This window comes from Paraburkholderia sp. SIMBA_030, from assembly GCF_046535245.1.
Lineage (GTDB): Bacteria > Pseudomonadota > Gammaproteobacteria > Burkholderiales > Burkholderiaceae > Paraburkholderia.
This window is the reverse complement of sequence record NZ_JAWRXB010000003.1, coordinates 398,279-423,734: the sequence shown is the minus strand read 5'-3', so window position 1 is coordinate 423,734 and position 25,456 is coordinate 398,279. Positions and strand designations below refer to the sequence as shown.

The 25,456-nt window shown below is 59.4% G+C and carries 27 protein-coding genes; 9 read left to right on the top strand and 18 right to left on the bottom strand.

Going from position 1 to position 25,456, the window contains the following annotated elements; all coding sequences use genetic code 11:
- Positions 1 to 39 precede the first annotated feature (39 nt).
- Positions 40 to 999, bottom strand: coding sequence for an SOS response-associated peptidase family protein (locus SB772_RS07330; RefSeq protein ID WP_410832645.1), 960 nt, complete (start codon positions 997 to 999; stop codon positions 40 to 42).
- Between the two features lie 142 nt (positions 1,000 to 1,141).
- On the opposite strand from SB772_RS07330, the gene SB772_RS07325 reads away from it, so the two are divergent.
- Entirely contained in the window at positions 1,142 to 1,531 is a 390-nt protein-coding gene (locus SB772_RS07325) for a two-component system response regulator (protein ID WP_410832600.1), read from the top strand.
- Positions 1,532 to 1,622: 91 nt separating this feature from the next.
- On the opposite strand, the gene SB772_RS07320 is transcribed toward SB772_RS07325, so the two are convergent.
- From SB772_RS07320 to imuA, 3 genes are read right to left on the bottom strand one after another with little or no spacing between them, the layout of a single operon-like run.
- Positions 1,623 to 4,772, bottom strand: coding sequence for an error-prone DNA polymerase (locus SB772_RS07320; RefSeq protein WP_410832599.1), 3,150 nt, complete (start codon positions 4,770 to 4,772; stop codon positions 1,623 to 1,625).
- 6 nt (positions 4,773 to 4,778) lie between these two features.
- Positions 4,779 to 6,248 (bottom strand): Y-family DNA polymerase, encoded by a 1,470-nt coding sequence (locus SB772_RS07315; protein WP_410832598.1) that lies wholly within the window; start codon positions 6,246 to 6,248, stop codon positions 4,779 to 4,781.
- The gene (imuA, locus tag SB772_RS07310) at positions 6,178 to 6,885 is read right to left on the bottom strand and encodes a translesion DNA synthesis-associated protein ImuA (protein ID WP_410832597.1); all 708 of its coding nucleotides are present in this window, start codon (positions 6,883 to 6,885) and stop codon (positions 6,178 to 6,180) included. Before imuA ends, SB772_RS07315 begins: the two co-directional genes overlap by 71 nt.
- A gap of 87 nt (positions 6,886 to 6,972) precedes the next feature.
- Between imuA and SB772_RS07305 the strand changes: the two genes are divergently transcribed.
- The 3 genes from SB772_RS07305 to SB772_RS07295 all read left to right on the top strand — a co-directional run bounded on the left by SB772_RS07305 (position 6,973) and on the right by SB772_RS07295 (position 8,997).
- Positions 6,973 to 7,287 (top strand): hypothetical protein, encoded by a 315-nt coding sequence (locus SB772_RS07305; RefSeq protein WP_410832596.1) that lies wholly within the window; start codon positions 6,973 to 6,975, stop codon positions 7,285 to 7,287.
- Between the two features lie 346 nt (positions 7,288 to 7,633).
- A complete protein-coding gene (locus SB772_RS07300; protein ID WP_410832595.1) occupies positions 7,634 to 7,852 on the top strand; it encodes a hypothetical protein in 219 nt (72 codons plus the stop codon).
- Positions 7,853 to 8,787: 935 nt separating this feature from the next.
- Complete coding sequence (locus SB772_RS07295; protein WP_410832594.1) at positions 8,788 to 8,997, top strand: hypothetical protein; 210 nt, start codon at positions 8,788 to 8,790, stop codon at positions 8,995 to 8,997.
- A 608-nt stretch (positions 8,998 to 9,605) separates the two neighbouring features.
- Here SB772_RS07295 and SB772_RS07290 read toward each other — a convergent pair.
- The 3 genes from SB772_RS07290 to SB772_RS07280 form a co-directional block, all read right to left on the bottom strand.
- The gene (locus SB772_RS07290) at positions 9,606 to 9,872 is read right to left on the bottom strand and encodes a DUF1488 family protein (protein WP_410832593.1); all 267 of its coding nucleotides are present in this window, start codon (positions 9,870 to 9,872) and stop codon (positions 9,606 to 9,608) included.
- A gap of 236 nt (positions 9,873 to 10,108) precedes the next feature.
- Positions 10,109 to 10,348 carry a DUF2442 domain-containing protein gene (locus SB772_RS07285; RefSeq protein WP_410832592.1) on the bottom strand — a complete coding sequence of 80 codons (240 nt, stop codon included), beginning with the start codon at positions 10,346 to 10,348 and terminating at the stop codon, positions 10,109 to 10,111.
- A 248-nt stretch (positions 10,349 to 10,596) separates the two neighbouring features.
- Positions 10,597 to 10,800: a cold-shock protein gene (locus SB772_RS07280; protein ID WP_408368318.1), complete on the bottom strand. Its 204-nt coding sequence runs from the start codon at positions 10,798 to 10,800 to the stop codon at positions 10,597 to 10,599.
- A 459-nt stretch (positions 10,801 to 11,259) separates the two neighbouring features.
- Here SB772_RS07280 and phoU point away from each other — a divergent pair, with 459 nt between their 5' ends.
- Together phoU and phaP are read left to right on the top strand one after the other, a co-directional pair.
- Entirely contained in the window at positions 11,260 to 11,967 is a 708-nt protein-coding gene (gene phoU, locus SB772_RS07275) for a phosphate signaling complex protein PhoU (RefSeq protein ID WP_410832591.1), read from the top strand.
- 208 nt (positions 11,968 to 12,175) lie between these two features.
- Positions 12,176 to 12,703: a TIGR01841 family phasin gene (phaP, locus tag SB772_RS07270; RefSeq protein ID WP_410832590.1), complete on the top strand. Its 528-nt coding sequence runs from the start codon at positions 12,176 to 12,178 to the stop codon at positions 12,701 to 12,703.
- Positions 12,704 to 12,988: 285 nt separating this feature from the next.
- Here phaP and SB772_RS07265 read toward each other — a convergent pair whose 3' ends face one another.
- The 5 genes from SB772_RS07265 to SB772_RS07245 all read right to left on the bottom strand — a co-directional run bounded on the left by SB772_RS07265 (position 12,989) and on the right by SB772_RS07245 (position 15,080).
- Positions 12,989 to 13,258: a helix-turn-helix domain-containing protein gene (locus SB772_RS07265; protein WP_410832644.1), complete on the bottom strand. Its 270-nt coding sequence runs from the start codon at positions 13,256 to 13,258 to the stop codon at positions 12,989 to 12,991.
- A gap of 60 nt (positions 13,259 to 13,318) precedes the next feature.
- Entirely contained in the window at positions 13,319 to 13,669 is a 351-nt protein-coding gene (locus SB772_RS07260; protein ID WP_410832589.1) for a hypothetical protein, read from the bottom strand.
- A 105-nt stretch (positions 13,670 to 13,774) separates the two neighbouring features.
- Positions 13,775 to 14,155: a response regulator gene (locus SB772_RS07255; protein WP_410832588.1), complete on the bottom strand. Its 381-nt coding sequence runs from the start codon at positions 14,153 to 14,155 to the stop codon at positions 13,775 to 13,777.
- Positions 14,156 to 14,357: 202 nt separating this feature from the next.
- On the bottom strand, positions 14,358 to 14,603 hold the full coding sequence (locus tag SB772_RS07250; protein WP_410832587.1) for a response regulator: 246 nt from the start codon (positions 14,601 to 14,603) through the stop codon (positions 14,358 to 14,360).
- 276 nt (positions 14,604 to 14,879) lie between these two features.
- Positions 14,880 to 15,080 carry a CsbD family protein gene (locus SB772_RS07245; protein ID WP_410832586.1) on the bottom strand — a complete coding sequence of 67 codons (201 nt, stop codon included), beginning with the start codon at positions 15,078 to 15,080 and terminating at the stop codon, positions 14,880 to 14,882.
- 877 nt (positions 15,081 to 15,957) lie between these two features.
- Between SB772_RS07245 and SB772_RS07240 the strand changes: the two genes are divergently transcribed.
- On the top strand, positions 15,958 to 16,431 hold the full coding sequence (locus SB772_RS07240; protein ID WP_410832643.1) for a PRC-barrel domain-containing protein: 474 nt from the start codon (positions 15,958 to 15,960) through the stop codon (positions 16,429 to 16,431).
- Positions 16,432 to 16,750: 319 nt separating this feature from the next.
- On the opposite strand, the gene SB772_RS07235 is transcribed toward SB772_RS07240, so the two are convergent.
- On the bottom strand, positions 16,751 to 17,134 hold the full coding sequence (locus SB772_RS07235) for a response regulator (RefSeq protein ID WP_410832585.1): 384 nt from the start codon (positions 17,132 to 17,134) through the stop codon (positions 16,751 to 16,753).
- 340 nt (positions 17,135 to 17,474) lie between these two features.
- Between SB772_RS07235 and SB772_RS07230 the strand changes: the two genes are divergently transcribed.
- Positions 17,475 to 17,756, top strand: coding sequence for a hypothetical protein (locus tag SB772_RS07230; protein WP_410832584.1), 282 nt, complete (start codon positions 17,475 to 17,477; stop codon positions 17,754 to 17,756).
- A gap of 344 nt (positions 17,757 to 18,100) precedes the next feature.
- Here the strand turns inward: SB772_RS07230 and SB772_RS07225 are convergent, their stop codons facing one another.
- The gene (locus SB772_RS07225) at positions 18,101 to 18,286 is read right to left on the bottom strand and encodes a hypothetical protein (RefSeq protein ID WP_410832583.1); all 186 of its coding nucleotides are present in this window, start codon (positions 18,284 to 18,286) and stop codon (positions 18,101 to 18,103) included.
- Between the two features lie 360 nt (positions 18,287 to 18,646).
- Positions 18,647 to 18,814: a DUF2934 domain-containing protein gene (locus SB772_RS07220; protein WP_410832582.1), complete on the bottom strand. Its 168-nt coding sequence runs from the start codon at positions 18,812 to 18,814 to the stop codon at positions 18,647 to 18,649.
- A 521-nt stretch (positions 18,815 to 19,335) separates the two neighbouring features.
- Between SB772_RS07220 and hisN the strand changes: the two genes are divergently transcribed.
- On the top strand, positions 19,336 to 20,115 hold the full coding sequence (gene hisN, locus SB772_RS07215; protein ID WP_410832581.1) for a histidinol-phosphatase: 780 nt from the start codon (positions 19,336 to 19,338) through the stop codon (positions 20,113 to 20,115).
- A 767-nt stretch (positions 20,116 to 20,882) separates the two neighbouring features.
- Here hisN and SB772_RS07210 read toward each other — a convergent pair.
- The 3 genes from SB772_RS07210 to ligD form a co-directional block, all read right to left on the bottom strand.
- Positions 20,883 to 21,725: a tetratricopeptide repeat protein gene (locus SB772_RS07210; protein ID WP_410832580.1), complete on the bottom strand. Its 843-nt coding sequence runs from the start codon at positions 21,723 to 21,725 to the stop codon at positions 20,883 to 20,885.
- Positions 21,722 to 22,648 (bottom strand): Ku protein, encoded by a 927-nt coding sequence (locus tag SB772_RS07205; protein WP_410832579.1) that lies wholly within the window; start codon positions 22,646 to 22,648, stop codon positions 21,722 to 21,724. The genes SB772_RS07210 and SB772_RS07205 overlap by 4 nt, the downstream gene beginning before the upstream one ends.
- Before the next feature lie 204 nt (positions 22,649 to 22,852).
- A complete protein-coding gene (gene ligD / locus SB772_RS07200) occupies positions 22,853 to 25,363 on the bottom strand; it encodes a DNA ligase D (protein ID WP_410832578.1) in 2,511 nt (836 codons plus the stop codon).
- Positions 25,364 to 25,456 lie beyond the last annotated feature (93 nt).

Below are 25,456 nucleotides of genomic sequence, written 5' to 3'. Positions count from 1 at the left end.
GCTTTCAAGTAAGCAGTAGTTCGATTTCGGGGCTAGCGGTCACGCCGCCAACCTGTGCTCATAAAACGGACGGTCCCGGTCGTCCAGTATTGCGTATAACGCAGCAAGGTCGGATGCGTTCGGGTTGAGCCATGCGTCCAGGTTCTCTGGTTTTATCGGAATGATGCAGCGGTTGTGTCCCGCTGCAGCAATCTCTGGGGGCGGCTCGTCTGTTATAACAGCGAAAGACAGCAGGTCCGGCTCGCCCGGTGCAGACCAGCGTGACCATAAACAGGCAACAAGCATGTCATGAGGTGGGTTCGGCTTGAACTCCAGGACGACGTTTTCATCTTTCTCGCCCTCGTCGAAATCACGTCCCTCCATTTTTGCTTTGCTCACATTTTCGTAAAATTCGCTAACAACAAGGATGCCGTGCGAGCGACCAAACAGGGGCTTCCAAAAAGCTTCCAGGTTGTCCCTGCGGGCGTTATAGGTTCCGGGGTATTTGACGTCATAGGATGCCGGCTTGCCAGCAATGCGGCATTGATAGCGCATCGGTTTAATGACGCGGTGGCCGTCCTCCATCACCATGACCGGCGCGTAGTGCCCAGGGAAAATACGCGAATCGCGCGGCTGCGGCTCTGTCCGCTGGAAATCATCGAGTTTGCTGAGTGTCCATGCGATTTTATCGGTGGCAATTCGCTGGCTTTCGGCGGCCTCCTTCGTGACCTTCGTCTGCAGTGTGCGTTCTGCGTCCGCCAAGCGAGTGCGCTGCTTGAACAGGTCCTGCTTGAGCTTCGACGTCTGTTCGGCGTTGAACTTTTCGATGAGCGCTTTGATTTCGCGCTCCTCATCCGACGTCGGATTCAGGAACGCGTCGTCCATGCCTTTCGGTATCTTTGCCTTGCTACCCTCTGCGCGCTCAAAGTACAACCGGGCGAACTCTCGAAGGCTCATGTGAGCGCCGAACATTCGTACATATTTCCGATAGTCCGCCAGAATCTGAGCCGAGTAGCACATGGACGCCTCCGTTTCCTGCCCCATGATACGCAATCTCCGGAGCAAGGCGAGCGCAACGAATATGCGGCTTGGATGACAGCCCGCGTGAAACTTTAGCCGGCATCAAGCTGCCTAAAACAAGTGGTGTCTCGGGCATCTGAGTATGGCAAGCGTACTGCTGGTAGACGACGACGCGGAAACTCTCGCTGCTTGGGGGGCGAACTGTGTCGCAGACGGATTCGAAGTGAAGAGTGCGCTTGACGGCAAGTCAGCATTGGCAATGTTCATCGAATCTCCTGTAGACATAGTGGTCGCTGACTGGCGCATGCCGGTGATGTCGGGGAGCGAACTGTGTCACCGATTGCGCACTCTCCCCGGGTTAGCTGACGTTGCTTTCATATTGGTTTCCGGAGAACCCAGCCCGCCGGCCTTCATCAGCTACGACGGCTTCCTTCGCAAGCCCGTAGACGGGCAAATTTTACTGGCCACAATGCGAAGACTATTGACAGAACACGTAACCCATCGAGAGCAACGGCGCGGCAGAGCAACGTAGTTGAAAGAAAGGCTGCCTTTTTGCCCAGACCGGGCGCCCGCCAAAAATGCTTGCTGACGAAGGAAACAGCGGTTCCAGACGCAATGTCGGGTCAGCAAAAATTTCTGCTCGCCGCAGTTAGACCGCCAAGCAGATGCGACATGTCAATGAGACGTTGCGCCACGAGATGTCGCACTTCGCCTTCGCACTGCCATACGCCAAGCACTCCAAGTAACGATGCGCCAAGGACTTCCTTTCGCTGCTGTTCAAGCACTTTGGGCCAGATGATGACATTGACGTTACCCGTCTCGTCTTCAATGGTCATAAAGATGACGCCCTTTGCGGTCTCTGGCCGTTGACGCACGGTGACGACGCCACAGGCGCGAGCGAGCCGACCGTTCCGATAGGTCTGCAACGTTGAGGCCGGCATCAGTTTGTTGGCAAGCAACTGAGGCCGCAGAAGTTCAAGAGGATGCCGTCCGAGTGTCAGTCCCATGGACCGGTAATCGCCGACGATGTCTTGAGCTTCGGAAGGTGCACCCAGCTCGGGTGTTTCGTCTTCAACCTTGGCAACCGAGAGCATGTCTTTGTCGGGCACGGAAGCAACTGACTGCCACAGCGCTTCGCGTCGATTGCCGGCAAGAGATGACAGTGCGTTCGCCGCGGCAAGCACCTGCAGGTCATGACGGTCCAACTGGGCACGTCGCGCGAGGTCGGTCACTGTTGTGAACTGTCGCACGGCCCGTGCATTTTCAATACGCTCCGCGGCGCCGTCCCGCATCCCCCGGAGCAACGACAATCCAAGCCTGGCGGCAGGCTTCTCAGCGCCGTCTGCGTGCTCAAGCGACGAGTCCCAGCCACTTATCGTGACGTCGACCGGCAGTACCTGGACTCCGTGCCGCTTCGCATCCTGCACGAGTTGCGACGGTGAGTAAAAACCCATCGGCTGGCTATTCAGCATTGCCGCGAGAAAGGCTTCCGGCTCGTGGCGTTTCAGCCAGCTGCTTGCGTACACCAGCAGGGCGAAGCTGGCAGCATGACTCTCTGGGAACCCGTACTCGCCGAAGCCGAGAATCTGCTGAAAGATGCCATCCGCGAATGTCTTGTCGTACCCGCGCTCGAGCATGCCGTTGACGATGCGGTCATAGTATTTATCCAGGCCACCTTTGCGCTTCCAGGCTGCCATCGCTCTTCGCAACTGGTCTGCTTCCCCAGCGGTGAATCCTGCGGCCAGGATGGCGACTTGCATCACCTGTTCCTGGAAAATCGGCACCCCGAGCGTGCGACCCAATGCGGTCTCAAGCGCCGCACTGGGATAGGTCACCGGCTCGAATCCCTGTCGGCGCTGCAGATACGGGTGAACGGCGCCGCCCTGAATTGGTCCCGGGCGAACAATCGCAACCTCAATGACGAGGTCGTAAAAAGTACGAGGCTTGAGCCTTGGCAGCATGCTCATCTGCGCTCGCGACTCAATCTGGAACACGCCAACGGTATCCGCACGCGAAATCATTTCGTAGGTCTGCGGGTCCTCTGCTGGTATGTCCTGCATCTCGAACCGCTCGCCTCGCTGCTCCGAGATAAGGTCAAGCGTGCGGCGGATTGCTGACAGCATACCGAGCGCAAGCACATCGATTTTCAATAACCCCAGTGACTCGAGGTCGTCCTTGTCCCACTGAATCACACTGCGGTCGGCCATGGCAGCATTTTCAACGGGCACCAGGCGCGTGAGCTTTCCGCGACTGATAACAAAACCGCCCGAGTGCTGCGACAGGTGCCGGGGGAAACCGTACAGTTGTGCGGCCAGTGATGCCCACGCCCGGATGATAGGCGTCTCCGGATTCAGTCCGAACTCTTCGAAGCGCTTGAGCAGGTCCGCACTGTTATCAAACCACTGATGCGATTTCGCCACCGCGTCCACTATCTGCATGTCGACGCCGAGTGCCTTGCCTGTTTCCCGCAACACGCCGCGCGCACGGTATGTCGATACGGCCGCAGCAATCGCCGCACGGTTGCGACCGTACTTGCGATATATGTACTGGATAACCTCTTCGCGTCGCTGGTGTTCAAAGTCAACGTCAATGTCTGGCGGCTCGCCCCGTTCTTTCGAGATAAAGCGCTCGAAAAGCATGTTGCCGCGCGCCGGGTCCACTTCCGTGACGCCCAGGCAGTAGCAGACTGCGGAATTCGCGGCGGACCCTCGTCCCTGACACAGAATGTGCTGGCTACGCGCGAACCGAACGATGTCATATACCGTGAGGAAATACGGCTCATATTGCAGGTCTGCAATCAGCTCAAGTTCGTGTTCAATCTGCTCCTGGACTTTGTGCGGAATGCCTGAAGGGAAACGCCGCTGGGCGCCGATGTACGTCTCTTGCCGCAGATAGGCCGCAGGCGTAAATTCGGGTGGTACCAGTTCGTCTGGATACTCGTATCGAAGTTCGTCGAGCGAGAAGGTGCAATGTGCGAGGACGTTGGTCGTCTCGCTGAGCGCGTACTCCGGATAAAGGTTTGCGAGTCGCAGTCGGGAACGCAGATGCTGCTCCGCGTTTGGCGCCAGGTCATACCCGCATTCGTGCACCGGCCTGCCGACACGGATGGCCGTCAACGTGTCCTGCAATGGCTTGCGCGAGCGCACGTGCATCACCACGTGGCCGAGCGCGACGACGGGTATGCCGTGCCTGTCGGCAACGAATTCAACGGCGCCGCGGTGGATGTCATCCATCGCTCGTTGATGCAGCACCAGCCCGCACCACGCACGACCCGGAAATGTCTGGTCGAGCCAATCAAGCTGCGCATCCAGGACATCCTCTTTGGCGGGAAAGGCGGGCACCAGTATCGCGAGGCAGTCTGGCATGCCGCGCAGGTGGCTGTTTTCCCGGTCCGGCCGCGACAGGTCCTGCGGCGTCAGGCGGTACTGGCCTTTCGGCGCGCGCGTGCGGGCGAGCGTAATCAGCTCGCAGAGGTTTCCGTATCCTTCGCGGTTCTGGGCGAGAAGGATGAGGCCGAACGCCGGTGAGCCGTCGGCATTGACAAGCCTGAAGTATGAGCCGATGACGAGCGGAAGCTTCGCTTCTTTGGCTGCGACGTGCGCCCGCACAATACCCGCAAGCGAGCATTCGTCAGTTATCGCCAGACCCGAGTAGCCGAGTTGCGCCGCGCGCTCTGCCAGTTCCTCTGCATGCGAAGCGCCGTGCAGGAACGTGAAATTTGAAAAGCAGAACAGCTCGGCATATGCCGGCAGAACGTTGAAGGTCGTATCCATGGCGCTTCATCCGAACAGTCCATGGAGGAACCAGCGCGGTTCTTCTTCTGCGTCGCGGCTGCTTATGCGCTCACGATATATCCAGAAACAGCTCTGGTCTTCGCCCTGCGCGACGAAATAGTCGCGCGTCACGAGTTCGCCATCAAACCACCCACTCTCGATTCGTTCTCCCGGCGACACAAGGCGCAGCGGTGAGCCATAGAAAGGCCGGTGCTTTCGCATCAGCAGGCGCACAGGCTTTTCCAGCAGCCAGGTTGGCCGTGGGAGCCCCTCTGGAAGCGTGGTGCTTTTCGACGCGCTGCCGACCGGCACCCATCGATTCGCAACTTCAGGCCGATAGTCCGCGGTCGGCGCGGGCCGAAGTACGTTGTCTTCGCCAAGCCTTGCGACCAGCAGTTCGACGAGACGGGCATGGTCCTCTGCGGAGCCACCGGGCTCTGGAAAGAGCGTGTCGGACGCCGGCACCGCCGGTTGAACGTTCGATGCATCGAGTCGTAGCGCGATAACTGGCGCGGTCAACTCAATTCGTCCTAGGCGTTCCTTGATGAGCCGCACAAGGTGCTCTTCTCGCCACGTCGGCTCGCCCAGCGCGATTTCGATTGGCGTTGGCTCAATCGCCTGCCTGCCGCGCTCGTGCTCCAGCAAGAGCGTAGCGCCCGTGAGGGCCAGTTGCTTCGCGCACAACCAGCCACAAAGCTGCACAACAAGGCGATGGGCGCCGAAAAGCGCCGCTTCCGCATGCTCGATGCGGTCCGGCATTTCAATGCGGGCAGAAAACGTTGGAGGCAGTTCGAGCCAGTCAAACAGCTCTGGCGCCGTGCCGAAAGCGCGGTCCAGCGAATCGAGCAGGTGCTCGCCGCAACGGCGCTGCAGTCCCGCACGCGGCAGCCGCCGGACATCGGCTATCGTCTCGCAGCCGAGCCCTGTAAACCAGTCGGCAAACGGCCGCACCTCCGGTACTGACAGCAGTGGCAATGCGCACAGTTGCCGTTCGAGCGAGTCAACCTTTAGCACGCGCCGATTCCGGTGCTTCGCCAGCAGCCATGCGCCCTGACTGGTTGGTGCGGCACTTATCCGCGCGGTCAGTCCAATGGCTTCGAGAATCGCTTTCGCCTGCCGGCAGACAGCACGCAGTCCACCAAAAAGACGAAGGCTTGCGCCGATGTCGACCACGACAACAGCCTCTTCGAGCACCGCGACGTCGGGCGAGAATTGCATGAGCGCCACTGCCACTTCGCGTTGCACGGCATGTTCACGGCCAAGGTCGCGCTCGTACATTTCTACCTCCGGCGCGAGCGTCAACACACCGCCGCGCTTCATGCCAACCCGCACGCCCGCAGACCTGGCTACCCCGTCTGCGATGAGCACCTTGTCCCTGTCGAGGACCACGCAGCCGTGTGCGGGCTCAGGCAGCCACTTTGGTCGGAAGACCTCGAACTGCAACCGGGGCAAGTGGACGGCGAGAAATACGCGCATGGTGCGAAAACAGGACAGGTGTTGGTTGAAGAGGAATGGACAGAGGCGCTGCGCGTGCTGGACCTCGTCGCTTCGTAATGTCGACGGTCAGACCGTCCCTTTCTGGCCTGAGCGCCAGTCTTAAAACTGCGGGAGAAGCATCCTGTGCTGCTGCCAGCGGGCGGACCATGAAGAAAAGCGTCTCCGAGGCCTGTGCGGCCAGATGCAGTCGCCGCAGCGAAGCGGTCTGGACGTATTGCGCCCAGAACAGCAATGCGCCGCAACTGCCCGCGCGCAGAATCTGCTCTGCTGCCCACAATGCGTCCGCTGTCTTCGAGGCCCGAATCTGCATCAGCTGCTCTGGAGACAGCCCGATGTACTCAAGGCCAGGCCCGTTGGGAATATGCGGCGGCTGCACCATCGCAACCGGTCGCTTGCCCAGTTCGCTGAGCGCAGGGCGCAGCAGCCGCATTTCACCCACGCCGGCCTGCTGGACCAGCAAATCGACGAGCGCGCCGACGGGCCAACCACCGCCGGGCAGTTCTGCGGACAACACCGGATACCCCGTGTCCACCGTACGGCCCCGGCCCCGCGCAAGCTGCGACGCCCGCCAGAGCGACGGATGTATTGCTTCCGGAATGGGGGACACGACAGTCATTGGATTGCGAAAATACCTGTATGGATGTACAGTATCCTACACGGATTTCCGTAGCGGTGAACAGACACTTTTTTGGGGTGAAACTTCATGGACATGCGCGTTCGCAAGCCGGTCAGCCATCCCATGCCCGAGATTGCGGCGTTTGTCGCCGACATGAAATCCGCGTTTGGCGAGCGGGAAATCGATGACGCCATTCGTCGCGGCCGAGCCGGGGAGCCGACGTTCTTTGCGTGCGAAAATGGCCGCTCGGTGGGTACCGCCAGTCCGGTGGAAACGGATGTCTGGCGTGTTGATGGTGCCGTGCGTGACCGCCACTACTGTGACGGTTGCGACGGGTCGTGCGTTGGAGGGGATGTATCCTGCAGCGACAGATTGAAGCGTATCGCCAAGGGGAAACGATAGTGAAACTGGTTGGATGCGGGTTGCTTTTACTGGCGTGTACTTCGTCCGCGTTTGCAGGTGAGCGCTACATAGAAATCTGGAATCCGCCCGAAGCTCGCGGTGGATTGCTTCAGGGAGCAGGCGCGCCCAAGTCGCCTACGCATAAGCGGCGTGTACCCCATTTGGTAAAAACAAGGGCGCATCGCACACTGACCACCGCTACGAAGCTGGCCGTGAAGCAGGGAACTGCCGGAGCAGGTACGCGACGCGTTACTCCTGATGTATCGGAAATTCCCCGTCTGATAACGCCCGAAGGGAATGTGCTGCGCGTTGATGCTCACGACTCGCATGTTGAGGTCGTGCGCTGATGGAATCGGGAAGCTACAAGGGATACCGCATCTTCGGTCACGCCATACGTCAGCAAGAGGACATCCTTTCGCCTGAGCGATATGCGGGCAGCGGGACCATCACCCGCGACACAAAGATGGTAGAAGCCTCCGGGGTAGTCGGTGTTTTCGATACGGAAGAAGAGGCTCAGCTCGCGGGACTAGCGTGGGCGCGTGCGTGGGTTGATAACCACGGATAGCAACGACGTCGTCCGCCGTCTCAACGGGAATCGGGCAGCGTCCTTACGCCAGCCCTGGTCGCTACCCGCATCGAGCACTCACCCGTGTCATCTGAAGCAGCGGAACACGACTAACCCTTACCCCGGCCCTCGCGCCACAAGCGTCCAGCCTATCCGGGTTTAATCGGTCGTTTGCGCTTGGCCGCTACGCAAATGGTCCGCTGGTCATCTGCCCCAATGCAACGCCGACAGCGGCCACTAGACAGGGAGGTCCAAAACAATGGAGGTATCGCGGATTGGCCTGCGTCGTCCGCGAAAAACCCCGGCGAGCAATGGCCAGCAAAATCGCACTCGCCTGGGCCCGGTGAGCCGGGTCCGTCAATATCTCCGGATTTCGGGGTGGCCCGGCATAGCTGCAATTTGCATCAAAACGTATATTTATTTGACCCGCGCGCGAGCTGCGCATAGTTTTTCGTTTTGGCTTCACTTTCAGTTCATACGCATGGCAGTACCTGAATACGAAACGAAACGGCCGGTCGTTGTCGAACTCAATGGCATTAGATACGCAGGTGCATACCGCGTGATGGCGGGGTTCGTTATCGTTTACTTTGATGGAGAAATCAAATCCGCTCCGCACGGGATGCATCGTCCCGAAGTCGTCGCCCGGTGGCTACTTTCTTACGTGTGTCAGAAGGTCGAAGCTGTGAAACGCAAAGCCTCTCACCGGAAGCGACCATAAAATGCCCGAAGCCAGTTACCGGCCACAGAGAGAATACGAGCGCTGGACCTGACTCGATTTGCGTGGATGTCGTGCGCCCGTAATAGGCGCCGCCATCAAAAAGTTGCTTGCGGCCCGGCCAGCAGGTCCGACGCGTGAGACAGGCCGGGGCGTAGCCAAAACCTTGGCACTGGTCCCTGCAGCATGCGCTCTACAGGCTGACGACAGGAGGTCCAACATGAAACTTGACGACGCCATTTTCCGGCAACTGCGCCGTCTCGCCCCGGTTCTCGACGACCTACTGAACGCAGGTGAGGTAGAGCATGCCGACCAGGCTGTACATCTTGCTGCACTGGCGCAACTCTGCTCGCATCTGTTCGACGCTTATCAGCGTCAGTACCCGGATGAGACGGCGCAGGCGCGCCTCGAAGCAATCGAGTCGCAATAGCGCAACCCGTCCTGGTTCATGGCCCGCTCGTATATCGACACCAGAATCAGCAGATGTGGTGATTTTGCCCCTGAGCACCAGGCAGCCAGCACGGCACGATAAACGGAAGTCAAGCACCTCTTTTTTGCCAGCCAACTCGACCACCCTTCAACCTGAGCCAGGCCGTACGAGGATTCAGTCTGGCAGAAGGATTCATGGCGCGCTCGCCAAACGCTCGTGCACGTTGCCGAGTAGACTCGCTGCCTATCACCGGCCGGGACGACGCAGACGGGACGAATCATTACTGCTGCTTCTGCGAAAGCAGGCGGTCGAATTCCCCGCGCGCGTCGCGCAGTTCCTGCATTGCGGCTGCGAAGCGCGCAAGTTCAAGCATGGAGGGTCGCGTGCTTCCGTTGACACCAAAGTGTCTTTCCAGCGCTGCCGAGGCTGCTTGCACTTCCCGTGCGGCGCTCGCGATGCGCTCAAGTGCAACTGCCTCCGGCGAGGCCGTGATTTCTGCCGTCATGTCCTGGCCACTCGCGCGGCTAGTGCCGCAAAATCATGGTTGATTGGACCTCACGGTTGCCCGACTTCTTTCCGCCCACACACGCGCCAGCTGCCAGGGCGCGCTATTTCCTTGGGTCGAAGTCATCGACAGTCAGCACGATACGCTCGCCTGGCCGCGCACGGGCCTTTCGTTCCGCCAGAGCCACGATGCGCCTGCGGCCTTCGGAGAATGCCTTGAGAACGCGGGCATCAGTTGCTCCAGGTTGCACCCAGAAATGCTGCTCGAGTGTCTTGCGCGTGACGACGCACGCGATGTCGCGACCGCAGAGTGACAGTGCGAAAACGACACCGTCTGTTGAAACACTGGGTTCAAGTTCAACGGCTTCCACGATAGACGCTCGACAGATTTTTTCCACGTAGAGGCTTATATCGTATGGGCGAGACGGCAGAAATTTCAACAAAACCCGAACGGCGCTCGTCGCTTTTGCCCAACATCGAGCGTTGCGGAAGCGGAGGTGGGGTACCGACACCGCCGTGCCGGAAGAAACAAGCCCCCAACTCGAGAACAGAGAAATCCCGGCATCGCGTTTGACGCATAGCGTCATACACCATTCAGGAAAAGCCGCTAGTGGTGCGTGCTGTCTCGCGAGGACTGAAACAAAGCGGTGATGTTTATCTCTTCGTCCAGTTCCGGCCAGTACAACTGATGGCGGTCCAAAGAGATTGCAAAATGCCCGCGCTCCGCCGTTGTAGCTGCCCGCAGGACAGGAAACCGGTCCAGAGGGAACTGGACAGCGCGACCGTCAGCCAGGTCGAGAAACAGGTGCCGGCTGTCGAAATGCACACTTACCACCCCGCAGTCCATGGCCGTCTCCTGAATGAGAGCAACTTAAAGATAGGCCCCCGCAGGGCGCCATACAAGAAAGAATGCTGGAAAGCAGGACCTCGCCAGGGTTGGGATTGAAGTGATGCGTTTCATCTTCAGCGCGTCGTTGTCGGGTAGCCACGTCCGAAACCGGCACACCCGGAAGACCATGTCATGGCGCATTGCTGAAAACGGAATGGTCCGCTCGGCGGACCATTTGCTTGCGCGATAGCGCATGCGCTGAGGTGTCAGACTGGCTGAATGTTTGCCGCCTGTTTGCCCTTCGGGCCTTGCTTCACCTCAAAGGTCACCTTCTGATTTTCCTGCAATGACTTGAAGCCGCTGCTCTGGATTTCGGAAAAGTGCGCGAACAGGTCTTCGCCACCATCATCCGGTGTGATGAAACCAAAACCCTTTGCGTCGTTGAACCACTTCACTGTACCCGTTGCCATTTGCCTGACTCTCTTTAAAGACCGATGTGTTTGTGTACCGGACGGTGGTCCGCCGCACGTACAGTCGTTTTTTTAACAGAGGAGAATGCTCTGAACAATTGGCGTTTGCGAGAGGCAGCGCGGACACTGAACCGCAACACTTGACGATTTTGTTGCAGGCAAGGCTGAGTGGCATCGGCGGTAGCATCCCCGAAAACCACATTGCGTCGCAGTTCAGCGCTTTGGCTGCGAATGAATATCTGCACTGCTAACGCCCTTGCCCACGCAGAATGGCGGAATTTCACGGCGCCGGCGATTTTTGTATTGTTGCGTGCGTTTTCGCTGGCACAGGATAATACTGTATATGCGGTTTATGTTGCCGCCCGCCGGCACCGCAGCACGCGTTTTCGTAGCAACGTTGAGCGGGACCTCGCGGCTAACCGCGCCTGCCGTTCTGAACACGTCGCGTGAGGAGCGCCCATGCCGGACAAGCATCTTTCCACTCAGTTTGACGTTGACCTCAATCTGCTCTCGACGCGACTGCTCGAGACGGGCGGACTGGTGGAGTCGCAAGTTGAGCGCGTCCTCGGATTGATGAACACGTATGATTCCGCCCTCGTCTTGCAGGTTCTCGACGGCGAAAAGCGGCTCAACGTAATGGAGCTTGAACTCGACGAGGAGATTTGCAATGTCATTGCCCGTCGACAACCCGCTGCGCGTGACCTGCGACTTCTGATGGCTGCCTCGAAGTGTGTTACCAACCTCGAACGGGCAGGTGATGAGGCCCGCAAGGTTGCGAAACGGCTTCGCCGAATTCATGAGAGCGGCGAGACAGGGGCCATCAATACGACGGAGCTAAGAAGGTCCGGCGAACTGGCCTTGATGATTCTGCGCAGGGCTCTCGATGCGTTCGCGCGGTTGGATGCCGTGGCGGCCGCGCAGATTGTCCGCGACGACGAAGCAGTCGATAACTCGTTCCGTGCGTTCGGGCGCAGGCTGGTCATACAGATGACGGAAGCGCCCCGGACAATTCCGGTTGGCCTGGAATACATGGTCATCGCGAAGGCCATTGAGCGTATCGGGGACCACGGTACCAATATCGCTGAGTTCGTTGTTTATGTGGTCAAGGGCCGGGATGTACGCCATGTATCCCTTGACCGGCTCGACGAGGAAGTCATGGCCAGCTGACGTGAAGCGGAGGTCGAATCGAACGCTGCCGTTGACGACAGGAGAATTCCCCTGGTTGACGGTATGCGCCCGAAAGGCTACGGTTGGCGCAGTGCAAAAAGCTACAACAGAAAAAGAACGCGGATGCTTGGTGGCATTAGCTGCCACGCATCGTTGCATTGCAAGGAACAGAGTCGACAACCCACAGTTCTGACACGGAGGCACACAGATGATTGCACAGGTCCCTGAACAGTTCATTGCGGCACAGAAAGCAGGTGTGGACGCGCTCTTTGGCTTCCTGAATGCCGCCTATCCGGGCGTTGAAAAGCTGGTCGATTTGAATGTACAGGCAGCGAAAGCCTCGCTGGCCGAAAACCATGCGGTCCTGGTCGAGGCCGTATCTGCCAAAGACCCTCAGTCGTTGCTCGAGTTGCAGAGGCGACAGACCACGTTGACGAACGAGAAGGCGCAGGTCTACTGGCGGCACGTCAATGAAGTTGTCACCGAGACCAGAAGTCAGCTGCTCGCGCAGAGCCAGAAGCAGGTGAGCGAGTACGTTCGTGAAGCTCAAGCGCTCGCAGACAATCTCGGCAAAAACGCGCCAATGCAAAGCGGCACGTTTGCTGCATTCTGGTCGAAGAGCTTCGAGGCGATGCGAGATGCGGGAGCCGCGTTCCAGCAGCAGACCATGGATGCGACCAGGGAAGCCGTGGAAGTCGTCGACAAGGCCCGCAAGGTCGTCACGGCCAAGGCGTAAAACTCGAGGCCGCCCCTTGGAGGATGACAGCTTTCAAGCAGTAACGCTTCGGGTGTGAAAAAGCCGGCGCGAGGTTCGCCGGCTCTCCGACGCCACTTACTTTTAGCTTCATTGCCCCACCAACCCGGCTGACTAGCCGACGACCGGGCATACAGAAAATCAGGGGCACAGTCGTACCGGATTGAATCGATGGTCCGCGCGGTGGCGCGTCGGGCACATCCGGCGTATCGCGTACGGACGCACGGCACGCCGACCCTATGCGCCGCCGTTGTCACGTAATGCGGACTAGGCGTCCTGAGTCTGCCCGGTACAAAGCCAGTGAACGTCGAGATTGAGGTCGGCGGCAAGACGCATGCAGGCGTCCAGTGGCGGCACGGTGATTCCATGTCGCCAGTAGTCTACGTGGTATTTGCTTACGCCCAGAGCCGTTGCTGCGCGCGCCGAACTCAGGCCCTTCCGTTTGAACGCCCTGTCAAGGCGGGCGGCCAATGCCCGTCTCAGGCGGTCGTTCTCGATGCTACGTTCGAGATGGCCGCTCGCGGCATCCTGATTCATCATATTGACATCTCTCAGTACTGTTTTTTTAATCGCCGCCGGGCAATTCGCGGCGTCGAGTCACGCTACCTGTCCCTCATGACGGCGTTGTGACTTTGCATGGCAACGGCCAGTCAGGTGGTAGTGAATGCGATAAATGGTTGAGTGCTCCTGACAAAGGAACATCAAGGGCGATGTTCGTCGCTGATGGATAGGGCTGGTCGTCCCACGCAGGCCCTTCTTCCCTTCCGGAAATCCGGTTTCAGCAATACCGTATCGTCCGTTGCACATACAACGTTTTTTAACAGCCGAAATTGCAATGAACAATAGGAACTTGCGAGAAGTGACGCCCTGCCAATCAGGCGTCAACTTTTCGATAAGTCCGGACACCACCGCTGGCAATGCAACAATGACATTTGTGGTAGCCACCATCGCCGCGTCGCCTAAAACAACGGCGTGCGCGATAGGGCATTGAGGTAACTGTCGTCTTGCACGGTTGGATGCAACTATGATGAGGCGCGACGATGTGCTGCGTGTCTAGGCCGCCAGTAGGGAACTCACATCGCTGTTGCTACGGGCGTCTTCGATGACCTGCATGAGTGCTTCGGAGGAGAACGGCTTCTGCAGACAGACATCGAAAAGCCGGATACAGCCCTCCTGACTGTCAGCGTCTCCCGTCATGGAAACGACGAATGGCCCGGGGTGAACCGGCGATTCCTTCAGCGACCGTGCCACAGCACTGCCTTTGATGCCCGGCAGGTTCTCGTCAAGGAAAGTGAGTTCAAAGGCGCCGGTGCGAAGCAGCTTCAGCGCGGTTTCGCCATCGTAGGCGATGACAACCCGGTGGCCATAGCATTCCAGCAGAAAAGCCAGACTGTCCGCGACGATTTCATTATCGTCAACGACGAGCACGTTCATTCAATATTCCTATTACGAGAAGTTCGCGGTTCTGCCATGAATGCTTCTTTTGTAATACGTATTATCAAATGGCTTGCCTATCCGTTCGGTCTACGGACTAATACCTAAGTATAATCGTCCATACGTTTGGCAGGCATTTAATACCGCTCAGTTCGACAGCTTTTCCCGGGAACGCCCAGCAGAGTGCGTCATGGACTCAAGCTTATGTTTGCCCGGCCGACGCGAGAATGGCCGCGAGGGCCTGCATGTCAACCGGCTTGGAGAGATGGTGGTCAAAGCCCGCAGAAAGCGCAGCATCGTGGTCTGCCCGCGACGCGTCTCCGGTGAGCGCGACGAGCCTTGCCTGCCGGAGACCCGGCCTGCGCCGGAACTTCGCAGCGAGGGCAAAGCCGGCGACGTCGGGCATGTTTAAACCAATAAAGGCAACGACCCGAGTCGTGGCATCCATCCGGATTCAAGGTCCCCAACGCGCCCCGGCTCAGCCTCGGCGACAGCATAGCGCCGAAGTCTCTTTGGTGAACAGGCGGTGCATGTCGAGGCAGGCGAGATGATGACGGAAACGCGCCGTTTAATGTGTTAGCTCGAGCTATCGGTACCGGTAACCAAGGCCGCAGTGAGGCACGCATTGACCGCCGGGCACCGGCGACCCACTTCGGGATTTGGCCGTCCAGACGAGCGGTTGACGCTGGGTCAATGCGTTGACCCAGCGCAACGACGCATGTGGCTAATGGTGACGCGTCGGACGGTCCTTCGCCGCTTCCTTCGCCGCTTCCTTGGCGTCACCGGCGTCTTTCCTGGCTTGTCCCACGCCTTGCTGGACATCGCCTTTCAGTTCCCGGGCCGGCTTGCCCGTGACCTTGCCCATTGCTTCGTTGACCTTGCCCTTCACCTTTTCAGCAACGCCCTTGACCTGGTCCTTGTTCATGATGTCTTCCTCCGAGTATGCGACCGACGTCGCGATAGTCAAATCGCGACAAAATCAGTATAGGAAAAGCGCGCGGTTCGCGAAGCAAAAGGCGCCTAACGCGAGAAGGACGTAGTTAGCCGCAGCACTGTCGACAAAACATCGCGCAACTAAACGTGAATCTAGCGGTAGACATCTTCGAGGACAGTCAGGGAGTGACGGCGCTGGCAGACCTACCCGGCGTAATAACCGACCGGCTTGAGGCGAGCGTCCATACCCGAATTCGGTTTGCGCTCACGCGTTGACGCGCCGGCCGCGCCAGCGCCACTGGACCACCGGGGTCATCTGATAAAGGGGCGGCCCCTCTTGGCTGCGACGACCCCGGACCACTCACGAACGCGTACCCACTTCACGGTTGACCTTAAAAATGGGCATCCCATGTCGGTTAGAAACAGTTGTAAAAGGCAGTGTGGCTGAGGCCGGACGAAAGCCTGGCCACGGCAGCGCGTCTGCTCGAGCGCGACAACGCTCGTTGTCTTGCCGTGGTTACGCGACGACAGAGTTCGTGGAACGATTACGCCCCGTGACGCGGTCGCGAGACTGTTACCTTCGGCTCGCCGAAGAAGAGGCGCGCGAATTCCCTGGTGGGCCTCGTCGCACCGAACAGCCGCCCGAACGTGCGATAGCCCGCCTGAGGCCGGGGTCGAGTCGACAGGGAAACTTCGGTTTTCGTCATATGAACTTGGAATTCGACGCTGCCGCTATTTACGGCCTGTGTCACGGCATTCGTCGCAACGTTGAGGACCTTTCGTTTGGTTGCGAGCGGAGGTTCAGGTCGCCGTCGCGGGCATAGTGGTTGCTAACCATTAGGAGCACTGTTTTGTTATGGAGGTGCATGATGGGCTCAATTAACCCCCAAGGCGGTACTCAAGGCGGCGCTAACATCGTCGGCGGCGGTGTCGGCGAAGGTCCTGGGCCAGAGGTCATGGCTGCGGCGACGCTCGATGGGACCAAGGTCATGTCTTTGGACGGCGAACACGTGGGAAAGATTTCAGACATCATGCTCGATGTCCGTAACGGTCGCATCGCTTATGCAGTACTTTCCGAGGGCGGCTTCCTTGGAATGGGCTCCAATCTGCACGCCATCCCATGGAGCGCGCTGACTCTCGATACGGACGAGAAGTGCTTCGTCGTCGACATTGCGGCGCAGCGCCTCAAGGACGACCCCGGCTTCGACAAGGACCACTGGCCGGCGATGGCGGATGCGAAATGGGGCGAGTCGACGTACAGCTACTACAACCGGCAGCCATACTGGTCCGCAACCCAGGACGTGGTGGAAAGTGACCCGACTTTCCGGCCAAGTGAGCACTGAAACAGGCTGGCAGTGCCACTGCTGGCGCGGAATGCAACCGCGCACTATCGCGTTGGCATCCGCGCATTGCTTCGGCGACCAGCCATGCGGGAGCTGCCACCGCTAAAGTCGCCGCCACACCAATCCGGTCGTAGGGAGGCCGTCGCTGGACCGCTCGTGAGCGAGCACGCCAGCGGCCGATACGTTCACGGGACGGCAATGCCGGTGCAGCATTCGGCGCTGTTCGTGGAATTCGGTAAGGTTAGTCCACCGGGCTCCATCATCACTACGGCCAGCATCGGGAGTCGACCGGCTGCCAGCGCGAGGCCGCCCGGTCCGCTCAGGGGTTGCTGCTCGGCGTCACGGTCAACCGGTGCGCAGCGAAACAGTCAAGCGCATGCAACAGTGAGGACAGGTCCACTGGCTTGCGGAGATACATTGTCCAAGACGGCGGCCCAACCGTCGGTTCAGGCGCCGCGGACATGAGGATAATCGGTAGCTGCGCGAATACAGGCTGGCACCGCAATCGTCTGCACAGTTCCGCTCCATCCATCTCTGGCATCTCGAGGTCGGTGACAACGAGGTTTGCGGGCTCGTGAGCGAGTCTTCGCAGCGCATCACCTGCGCTTTCTGCAAGAAGGACATGATGGCCCCGGCTCTCCAGCGCAAGCTGCAGCGCCCAGAGACTTTCCAAATCGTCATCGACGAGCAGCACAGTGGACATGGCGCAAGTGATACGGTGTCACATATGCGACGCGCGCAACCAGCGTGCCTGCAGCGCAACGGGCGGCCGCACTCGCGCCTCCCTGTCAATGACTCAGGCTGCAATCTGACAGCCCGCGCGATGGGAACGTGCCCCCTGGAGGGGCAGCCGGCGACCTGAGCCGTGCCGTGAAGGAGGGGACCGAAATTCCGACGAAGGAACCGCGGAACGCTCGGGAACGTCGCCCGCCTGCCCAGGGTGTGCGCGGGAATCGGTTATCCCAAGCACACGCGCACGCGAATGACTGCGAACGCGGAATGCGGCTTGCGTCTAATGGGACACATACCTTCAGGAGTCCACCATGGCAGACCAACTGACAGAGCAGCGCGTTCCGGATGACAAATCCGAAACCGTCGACGACGCCGTCGAAGACACGTTTCCGGCAAGTGACCCGCCGTCGACCGGAGGCGTGACTCGAATCGGGTCGGACGACGAAGCTACGCACCAGACGGCTGGTGAGCAGAGCGACGTTCCCGGCACCGAGCCGGACGAGGACATCCCGGACGAAGAAACGCCTGCCGAACCTTCTCCTGGCGACGTACCGCCGGACGAGGAGGCGCCTCAAGGCGATGCACTTGGGTGAAAGCAGTAACGGCCCTACCGAGTTGAGGCAAGCTCATTCCAGCAACGGCTGCGGTGCCTGCGTACAGAGGCACCGCGGTTATTTTGTGCGCGCCGCGCTCGAGTGGTATTTCTGGCGAAGTCGAATGCGAGGAAAGCTCGGCAACGCAGGGCGGCGAAGAAGACTGCGTTCCAGCACTTTTGCGAGGCGCTGCAAGCGGCTGTCGTTGGGTGGCTCGGCGGCCGAATTCAGGATGGCCGGCAACCCAGACGAAGGCTCGTTGTGGCGCAACAGGCCGCATAGCGGTCGACACGCGGCTTTTCCAGTCAGTGATGGTGACGTCCGGAAACTTGCCAGACACTCCGTTATCCGGACAGTGGCACGCCGCTGGCTGTATCCAGCGCGGCGAGTTGCCGCGCGAGGCTTTCCGCTGTTTCGACGAATTCTCCACCGTGATGCGTGCCTGCGGCGCGCAGGTGGTCCCTCCGCCACAGCGTCGCCGACACGAGCAGCATCGGGATTTTTGCGCAGTCAGCAGGCAACACTGACATCCGCGCTGCCAGGCTCAAGCGGTTATCGCTGGCTGATGATGGCAGCGCATCAGTTGTCTCACTTCTGCAGTCAATCGATGCGCGACAGCCCGGTGAATGTCCCGCGCGAGACCTTTCATTGCGTCCTCGACCTCGACCAGGAGTACGGTAGACACGGCGCAAGTGCGGGGCCAGCAATCACTGGCGCTGTCGTATTCGCAACATCGGCCGCAGGCATGTGCCGGCGCATAACCCGGCCGCACCAGAACCACACGAGGCAAACCGTGGGCCTTGCAGAACCACTGCGACAGTGCCGGAATTTACAACCGCTACCATCTTCCACAGCGCCCCCCGGCATTGCGACATCGCCGCCGAAAACAGCTACATCGCAACGTCTCCCTCAGATGCGGCGGGCGAAGCGTTCTTGCCCTCCAGTTGCCGACGTGCCTTGTCCCAGTACTCTTCCGAACGACCCGCCGGGCTGCCGTCCTTTTCCCAGAGGTAAAAAGCGAGTGTCCGAATCTGCTCTTCGGTGACTGGTACGTCCATTTCGACCTCCGTTAAAAGCTGCTCTGCCGGTATTTACCTGACCTCCAATTGCACCAAGCAAACCATGTGCACGAACCTTGACTTCCCGGTGAAGGCAAGAACCGACGCAGAAGGGTTATCAGGGCGAGAGTCAATAGATGAGAAACCGCTCGCGAAACAGCGGACTTGCGTGTCGCACGCGGGCAATGAGCCGGCCTGCAAGGCGGCCATATACGTGCGCGTCGCGACTGGAGTAATTAGCCTCGGTGGCGGGCCCCGATTTTGCTGGTTCCGGTATAACGGGCGCGTGCGTCTGCAAAGGGACGGTGACCGCAGCGGTGGCCATTTTGCTTGCGCACCAGCGTTGCTCCGACGGCCTCGTAGCTCGCGCACCAAGCGAAGACAGCCCCGGCCGGGCAGCACCGCCAGGCGAAGTACTTTCCACGCGAGACTTTTTCGACGGTTCGAGCCGTACAGTTTTTCAAGGCCGTCTCCCGCTGGCAGTCGCGCCACTAACACCGTGTCGCAGAGAGTGTCCTCTCATGGAAATCGCACTGTCCGGGTTTCGGATGTTCGCGGCCAGGCTGGCGAACGATGCCGCTGCCGTCTCCATGTCGTACTTCCGGCGCCATCCCGATACCAGGACCAAGCCTGACCGTAGCCCTGTGACCATCGCCTACACGTCGATAGAAGCACAAATGCGTGAAACGATTCGTGCAACTTATCCGCACCACGGCATCCTCGGAGAGGAACACGGCGAGCTTCAGTTGCAATCGGAATACGTCTGGGTAGTCGACCCCATCGACGGCACAGCAAGCTTTATCATCGGCCTGCCGCTGTGGGGCACCCTGATTGCTTTGCTTCATGAAGGGGAACCGGTGCTGGGCCTGCTAGACGTGCCAGCCCTGAAGGAGCGATGGACTGGCACACCCGCCAGTTGCCTGGCGCATGACGGAACGACATGCCGTACCCGGCAGTGTGTGAGCCTGGCGGATGCGACCGTGTGCGCCACGTCGCCCGACATGTTCGCCGGCGAAGAGCGGGCAGTATTTGATGCACTGACCTGCCGCGCGAAAGCGCGCCGGTTCGGCGGTGACTGCTACAACTACGCCATGCTTGCGTCTGGTTACCTTGATGCGGTTGTGGAAGCGGGACTGGAACCGTACGACTTCCCGTCGATGGTTCCTATCATTGAATCCGCTGGCGGCGCCATCACCGACTGGGACGGCAAGCCGTTACGAATGGAGAGCGGCGGGCGCGTGGTTGCTGCCGCGACTTCCGCATTGCATCGCGAGATACTGTCATTTACGGCCGGACTGTAGCGTGTGCCGCGAGCACGAAAGACCGGGACGGAAGGCACGCGTCATGACGGTATCCGGGGTCTCTCCAACCGACTGATGCTTCTGCTCAGACATTCGGACGCTGAGTAATCACCCATACCGTTCGTGATTCCAGATAAGGATTTTTTGCATGAAATCGCTTTGACGAAACTGCTTCAAGGGCAGCCAGGGCGTGCGCGAGGTCCGGAATCATTTAAATAGAAGACCGCGTCTCGAGAGAATCGCAGGAGAAGAAAAGCATTCCACGCACGCACGCCGACACTCCGTCCTGGTTGCCATTACGCATTCTCGGGAATGAGCGGGAATTGCAAACACAAAGGGATTGAGCAGAGACGAAAGCGTAACCCGGGGAACGCATCGCTCGCGCATAGGGAATTACGCAGATTATAGATTATATGATTACCGGAACGTTTGACCGAGAAAATACGTTGGCTACAGCGGAGTTTTCAGATGTGGATACCCAATTTCCGTGTGTGAAGGTCGAGCAAAATGTGGGTGGAGGTCAAGTTGGCTGTGTGTGAAGGTCAAGTAAAACGTGGGTGAAGGTCAAGTCATGTCGATGAACGTCAACATGACAGTCGCGTGGCGAGAAAGATGGCGAGCGCGGTCTTTCACCTGGGTTCCTGGCAGGAAGTTGCTGCGAGGAGTTGCGGAAAGGAACCGTGGAAATCTCAGCTTACTTGTGGCAATTGAACGGGGGTGAGCGAACCACGACAGCGCTGACAGCCGTCCGCACAGACAGGAAGCCATCACCCGATAAGTCTGCGATAAGCGTTTAGATGTCTAAGCACTCCCTGCTTGTCACCGCGAATCTCACTCAGCCGCGCCACATTGAAGTGGGCATCGGCATGGGTTGGGTCGAGCTCAATGCATCGCTCGTACGCCGTGACGGCTGCCTCATAGCGTTTCAATTCCTCAAGGACCACCGCGCGATTAAAGTGCAGTAGCGCGTCGTCAGGGAAAAGCGTCAACGCGCTGTCAAACACGGATAACGCCTCATCGCACCTGGTTTCGGCCTCGCAAAGCAACACGCCGAGATTGGTGTAGGCGTGGTAATGCGGCCTCGGAGCCAGCTCGAGCGTTTTCCGATAAGCGTGCTCCGCACCCACAGCGTCGGTACCCGTCAGTTGCTCAGCAAGGGCAAACCACTCGTCCGCTTGCTGCTCGCGGCTTTTCACGTCTCGTGGCGTTGTGTCGAGGAATGCGACATCTCCCTTGATGGGCGCGACCTCGAAATCGAGAAGAAGTTGGCCTGATGTCGCGTCCCATTGTGCGTGTCCTGTTTTGACAGCTACAGTGTCGCCGACCGCCGTGACGCGGATACCGGATAGCGGAAGCTCCTCTGGGAGGTCCGCTTTCAGTTTCGCCAATGCTCGCAGAATTTTTCGCGAAGCGATTTTCGCCGATTGCAAATGGAACGCTGTGCGCAGAACTACGACATCCTGAAACGTAAACCTGAGTTCGTTACGCCGCCCGCGCGAGGGTTGCACAAATCCGGCGTCTATCAGGCCAGACAGCACTCGTCGCGAAACGCCCAGCAGCGACTGAAGGCTGCGCAGCGAATAGTCGTGAGAGTCTATCCGTCTAGTCACTTGCGGGCCCGGACCTTTGCTGGGGGCGCCTCTTCGACCTTGGGCGCTGCACGCTTGACGGGCCGCCGAGGCTTGGTTGCGAGTACTTCATCAGCGGCAGGTGCTTTCCTGGCTGCCGCCGCTTTCGCCGGCGCTGCCTTTTTTGCTTTGTTGGCACTCAGACTGGCGCGAAGCGCATCCATCAAGTCGATAACCTGACCGCCGGTTTCCTCAGTCGGTGCTTCCGGCGACACAATCTGCTTACCCGCAATCTTCCTGTCGATAGCTTCCAAAATCCGCTTTTTCTCTTCGTCCTCGTACGCTGTAGGGTCGTAAGCGTCTTCCGAGACCTGGTCAATGATTTGCAGCGCGAGCTTTAGCTCTGTGTCACTGACGGTTGCCTGTTCGATGTGTAAATCGCTCAGTGCGCGCACTTCGTCGGCAAACAGCAATTGCTGAAAAACCATCCCGTCTTCCGCCGGCCGTATCTGCACGATTCGAGACTTTCCCTTGTATGACCATTTTGCCAGCGCGCAGCGTTCGCTTTCTCGCATGGCCTGTTGCAGGAGACTGTAGGGCTTGCCGCCGCGTTTGTCCGGAGCGATGAAGTACGCTTTGTCGAAATACAGCGGGTCAACCGAATTTTCAGGGACGAAGGAAACAACTTCAACTACGTGACTGGCACCTTCTTCCAGCGCCTTCAGTTCGTCGGGAGCGAAGACGACGAAATGGCCTTTTTCGAACTCGTAGCCTTTCTTCATATCCGAGCGAGCCACTACCTCGCCAGTGGCTTCAGATATGTACTGCTGCTTGACCCGGCCGCCTTCTGGCGTGAGCAGGTTGAAGCCGACGCCCGCAGCGCTTTCCGTGGCCGAATATAGTTTCACGGGTATGGACACCAGACCGAACGAGAGCGTCAGCGATGCGATTGAACGCGCTGTCATGGAAATCCTCCTTGAAGCGGGCGACGGGTGTCGCGCAACTGCTGCTACATCCTGCTCGTCCATCAGGCACCATAGTCGCCCCGACGAGGGCGAAGCATGTTGTTGGTCGAAAGCTCATCCATCCCGGCGACAGCTTGTAAATGTTGCCGCGATGCAGTCGACGGCTTAGCGACCAACCGGGTGCGGTGTCCGGCCTATCATTGTTCATCTTAGACGCTTTATTGCCGATGCCAACGATTGCTCTGTTGACCAGAAGGCATCCCACGGGTCCAGCGTTTGAAAGCTGAGATATTCTCTCGCCGTTTGCACCGTCCACTGCGCGCCGCTCTTCAGGTCGGACAGTTGCGCCCAGGAAACCGGCATCGAGACGCCCATCCCAGGCCGCGCCCGCGCGGAGAACGCCGTCGCGGTAGTCTGCGCCCTCCCGTTGCGCAGATAGTCGACGTAGACCTTGCCGATTCGGTTCGCTGCGCCCGACGTCGCGGAAAACCGCTCTGGAATCGTCTTCGCAAGATGTCGGACGAACGCCTGCGAGAACGACTTCACAGACGTGTAATCCAGTCTTGGCGTCAGCGGCACGACGACATGCAGCCCCTTGCCACCGCTCGTCTTCAACCAGGCCTTCAGGCCCAGTTCCGTAAGCAGTGCATGGACAAGTAGTGCCGCCTCCTGAATCTGGTTCCACTTCACACCTTCGCCGGGGTCAAGGTCAAAGATAAGCCTGTCGGGCCTGTCGATTTGCCGAACTGTCGAATTCCAGGTATGAAACTCCACGACGTTCATCTGGGCGGCCGACATCAGCGCGTCCGCAGTGTCGACGGTCAGCAACGGTGGGTGATTCAGCCACAAGCTGCGGTCGTGCGCCTTGAGGCCGGGCATGGCCGTCTTCTCGGCATGCTTCTGGAAGAACAACTGACCGGATATGCCGGTAGGCGCGCGGACCAACGCAAGCGGTCGGTCCTTCAGGTGGGGCAGCATCCACTCGACAACGCTTTCGTAGTACCGGACAAGGTCCAGTTTTGTGACCCCGCTCGAGGGGTCGACGATACGCTCAGGGTGAGTGACCTGGACCTGAGAGACCGGAGCGGTCGTTAGCGTTTCTCCGGCCTCGCGGACGACTTGCCGCGCCGGCTTGTCGACGCGCAATCCCTTGAACGAGGCTTGTCGAATGACGCCTTCTGCAGTCCACGCGGCGAAGTCGACCTCGGCAACCAGGTCGGGACGGGTCCAGCGTTCGCTGCCGACGGAACGGCGGGACCAACGCCCCGGCTTTGATACGGCGACGTCAAATGGCGCCGCATCCACTTCGAGCGGAGTCAGGCGGGCCCACAAGTCCCGGCCGGTGCGCGCATCCCACCCCGTTCCCACGCTGCCCGCGTCCTGAAGCTTGCCGCCAACGTAGTATCCAAGCAGCAGGCTGCCGACCTCGCCGTCCTTGCCGCCTCGAGCGGTGAAACCACAGATAACCAGTTCCTGCCGCAGCCGGCACTTTGCCTTCAACCATGTCTGCGTCCTTCCCGACTCATATCGCGCGTCGCGACGTTTCAGCATCAGGCCCTCAAGACCCAGACCGGCGGCGGCCTCAAATATCTGGGCCACCGGAGCGTCGAAATCCTGACTGAACCGTATGCGGTCGCCCTCATTCTTGAGCAGTTGCGAAAGCAGCGCGCGCCTTGCCCACAGTGGGACATTCCTTAGGTCTTTCCCATCGACGTACGGCAGGTCAAACAGGAAGTAGATGATTTCCTGATTCGCATCACCGTCTATCGCGTTCTGGAGCGCGCCGAAATCGGGCAGGCCGCCTTTGAGCACGACAACTTCGCCATCCAGCCATGCGCTGCGGACAGGGAGCTTCGCGACCGCTGCGGCCAGACCCGCGAGCTTCTTCGTCCAGTCGTGCCCGCCGCTCGTGAACAACCGCACACGCCCCTTGTCAACGCGGGCGAGCATTCTGTAACCATCCAGCTTGGATTCAATTATCCACTCACCGCGCGTCGGCAGCGACGACGCCAGCGTCGCTCGCTGCGGCTCGAGTTTGGCGGGAAGCGGTGCGCTGAGGGCAGCAGTCAGGTCTATCCCCCGCTCACTACCGGGCGCGGGCCGCGCGATTTTCGGCTCCCGTTCTTCAATGAGGCCGAGTGGCTTCGTGATGACGCTGTCGGGAAGCGCCTTGATGACGTCGTATTCCGCAAGCGGTTGGGCCCAGTCGTCGCGCTTCTTGAAGAGCATCCACTGGTCCTGCTTGTCGTCCAGCTTCGATATGCGCACCAGCTCCCACAACCCAGCGAGCTTTTCGCCGTGCAGCCGGAAAACCAGTTTGCCGCCGTTCATTCCCTTTTGCGGGTCTCCGACGGGCTCCCACGTTCCACGGTCCCACACGAGCACGGTGCCGGCGCCGTACTGCTTGGGCGGAATCGTGCCTTCGAAGCTCGCATACTCAAGCGGGTGGTCCTCGACGTGAATCGCAATCCTTTTTTCCTTCGGGTCGTAGCTGGGCCCTTTCGGCACGGCCCAGGACATCAACACGCCGTCGAGTTCAAGCCGAAAGTCGTAGTGCAGTCGGCCAGACCAATGCTTTTGTACAACAAAGACCAGGCGCTCGCCTCCGGCTGATGGGGTTTCAGCCGATGCCGCCGGCTCAGGCGTGACATCGAAGTCCCGCTTTTTTCGGTAGCGGGCCAGCGGCGGACGTGTCCGGTCGGAAATGGCGGCCATGGCCTCAGTGTAGAGCCACACGTGCTGCGCTGTCCCCGACGTACTCTCGGACGATGCCTTTCGTCAACCTGCACAAATTGCAGTCGTCCACCG

Excerpts from the sequence above, each read along its gene's own strand:
- SB772_RS07330 (WP_410832645.1), bottom strand. The coding sequence starts at position 999 with ATGTGCTACTCGGCTCAGATTCTGGCGGACTATCGGAAATATGTACGA.
- SB772_RS07325 (WP_410832600.1), top strand. The coding sequence starts at position 1,142 with ATGGCAAGCGTACTGCTGGTAGACGACGACGCGGAAACTCTCGCTGCT.
- SB772_RS07320 (WP_410832599.1), bottom strand. The coding sequence starts at position 4,772 with ATGGATACGACCTTCAACGTTCTGCCGGCATATGCCGAGCTGTTCTGC.
- SB772_RS07315 (WP_410832598.1), bottom strand. The coding sequence starts at position 6,248 with ATGCGCGTATTTCTCGCCGTCCACTTGCCCCGGTTGCAGTTCGAGGTC.
- imuA (WP_410832597.1), bottom strand. The coding sequence starts at position 6,885 with ATGACTGTCGTGTCCCCCATTCCGGAAGCAATACATCCGTCGCTCTGG.
- SB772_RS07305 (WP_410832596.1), top strand. The coding sequence starts at position 6,973 with ATGGACATGCGCGTTCGCAAGCCGGTCAGCCATCCCATGCCCGAGATT.
- SB772_RS07300 (WP_410832595.1), top strand. The coding sequence starts at position 7,634 with ATGGAATCGGGAAGCTACAAGGGATACCGCATCTTCGGTCACGCCATA.
- SB772_RS07295 (WP_410832594.1), top strand. The coding sequence starts at position 8,788 with ATGAAACTTGACGACGCCATTTTCCGGCAACTGCGCCGTCTCGCCCCG.
- SB772_RS07285 (WP_410832592.1), bottom strand. The coding sequence starts at position 10,348 with ATGGACTGCGGGGTGGTAAGTGTGCATTTCGACAGCCGGCACCTGTTT.
- SB772_RS07280 (WP_408368318.1), bottom strand. The coding sequence starts at position 10,800 with ATGGCAACGGGTACAGTGAAGTGGTTCAACGACGCAAAGGGTTTTGGT.
- phoU (WP_410832591.1), top strand. The coding sequence starts at position 11,260 with ATGCCGGACAAGCATCTTTCCACTCAGTTTGACGTTGACCTCAATCTG.
- phaP (WP_410832590.1), top strand. The coding sequence starts at position 12,176 with ATGATTGCACAGGTCCCTGAACAGTTCATTGCGGCACAGAAAGCAGGT.
- SB772_RS07265 (WP_410832644.1), bottom strand. The coding sequence starts at position 13,258 with ATGAATCAGGATGCCGCGAGCGGCCATCTCGAACGTAGCATCGAGAAC.
- SB772_RS07260 (WP_410832589.1), bottom strand. The coding sequence starts at position 13,669 with ATGGTGGCTACCACAAATGTCATTGTTGCATTGCCAGCGGTGGTGTCC.
- SB772_RS07255 (WP_410832588.1), bottom strand. The coding sequence starts at position 14,155 with ATGAACGTGCTCGTCGTTGACGATAATGAAATCGTCGCGGACAGTCTG.
- SB772_RS07250 (WP_410832587.1), bottom strand. The coding sequence starts at position 14,603 with ATGGATGCCACGACTCGGGTCGTTGCCTTTATTGGTTTAAACATGCCC.
- SB772_RS07245 (WP_410832586.1), bottom strand. The coding sequence starts at position 15,080 with ATGAACAAGGACCAGGTCAAGGGCGTTGCTGAAAAGGTGAAGGGCAAG.
- SB772_RS07240 (WP_410832643.1), top strand. The coding sequence starts at position 15,958 with ATGGGCTCAATTAACCCCCAAGGCGGTACTCAAGGCGGCGCTAACATC.
- SB772_RS07235 (WP_410832585.1), bottom strand. The coding sequence starts at position 17,134 with ATGTCCACTGTGCTGCTCGTCGATGACGATTTGGAAAGTCTCTGGGCG.
- SB772_RS07230 (WP_410832584.1), top strand. The coding sequence starts at position 17,475 with ATGGCAGACCAACTGACAGAGCAGCGCGTTCCGGATGACAAATCCGAA.
- SB772_RS07225 (WP_410832583.1), bottom strand. The coding sequence starts at position 18,286 with ATGTCAGTGTTGCCTGCTGACTGCGCAAAAATCCCGATGCTGCTCGTG.
- SB772_RS07220 (WP_410832582.1), bottom strand. The coding sequence starts at position 18,814 with ATGGACGTACCAGTCACCGAAGAGCAGATTCGGACACTCGCTTTTTAC.
- hisN (WP_410832581.1), top strand. The coding sequence starts at position 19,336 with ATGGAAATCGCACTGTCCGGGTTTCGGATGTTCGCGGCCAGGCTGGCG.
- SB772_RS07205 (WP_410832579.1), bottom strand. The coding sequence starts at position 22,648 with ATGACAGCGCGTTCAATCGCATCGCTGACGCTCTCGTTCGGTCTGGTG.
- ligD (WP_410832578.1), bottom strand. The coding sequence starts at position 25,363 with ATGGCCGCCATTTCCGACCGGACACGTCCGCCGCTGGCCCGCTACCGA.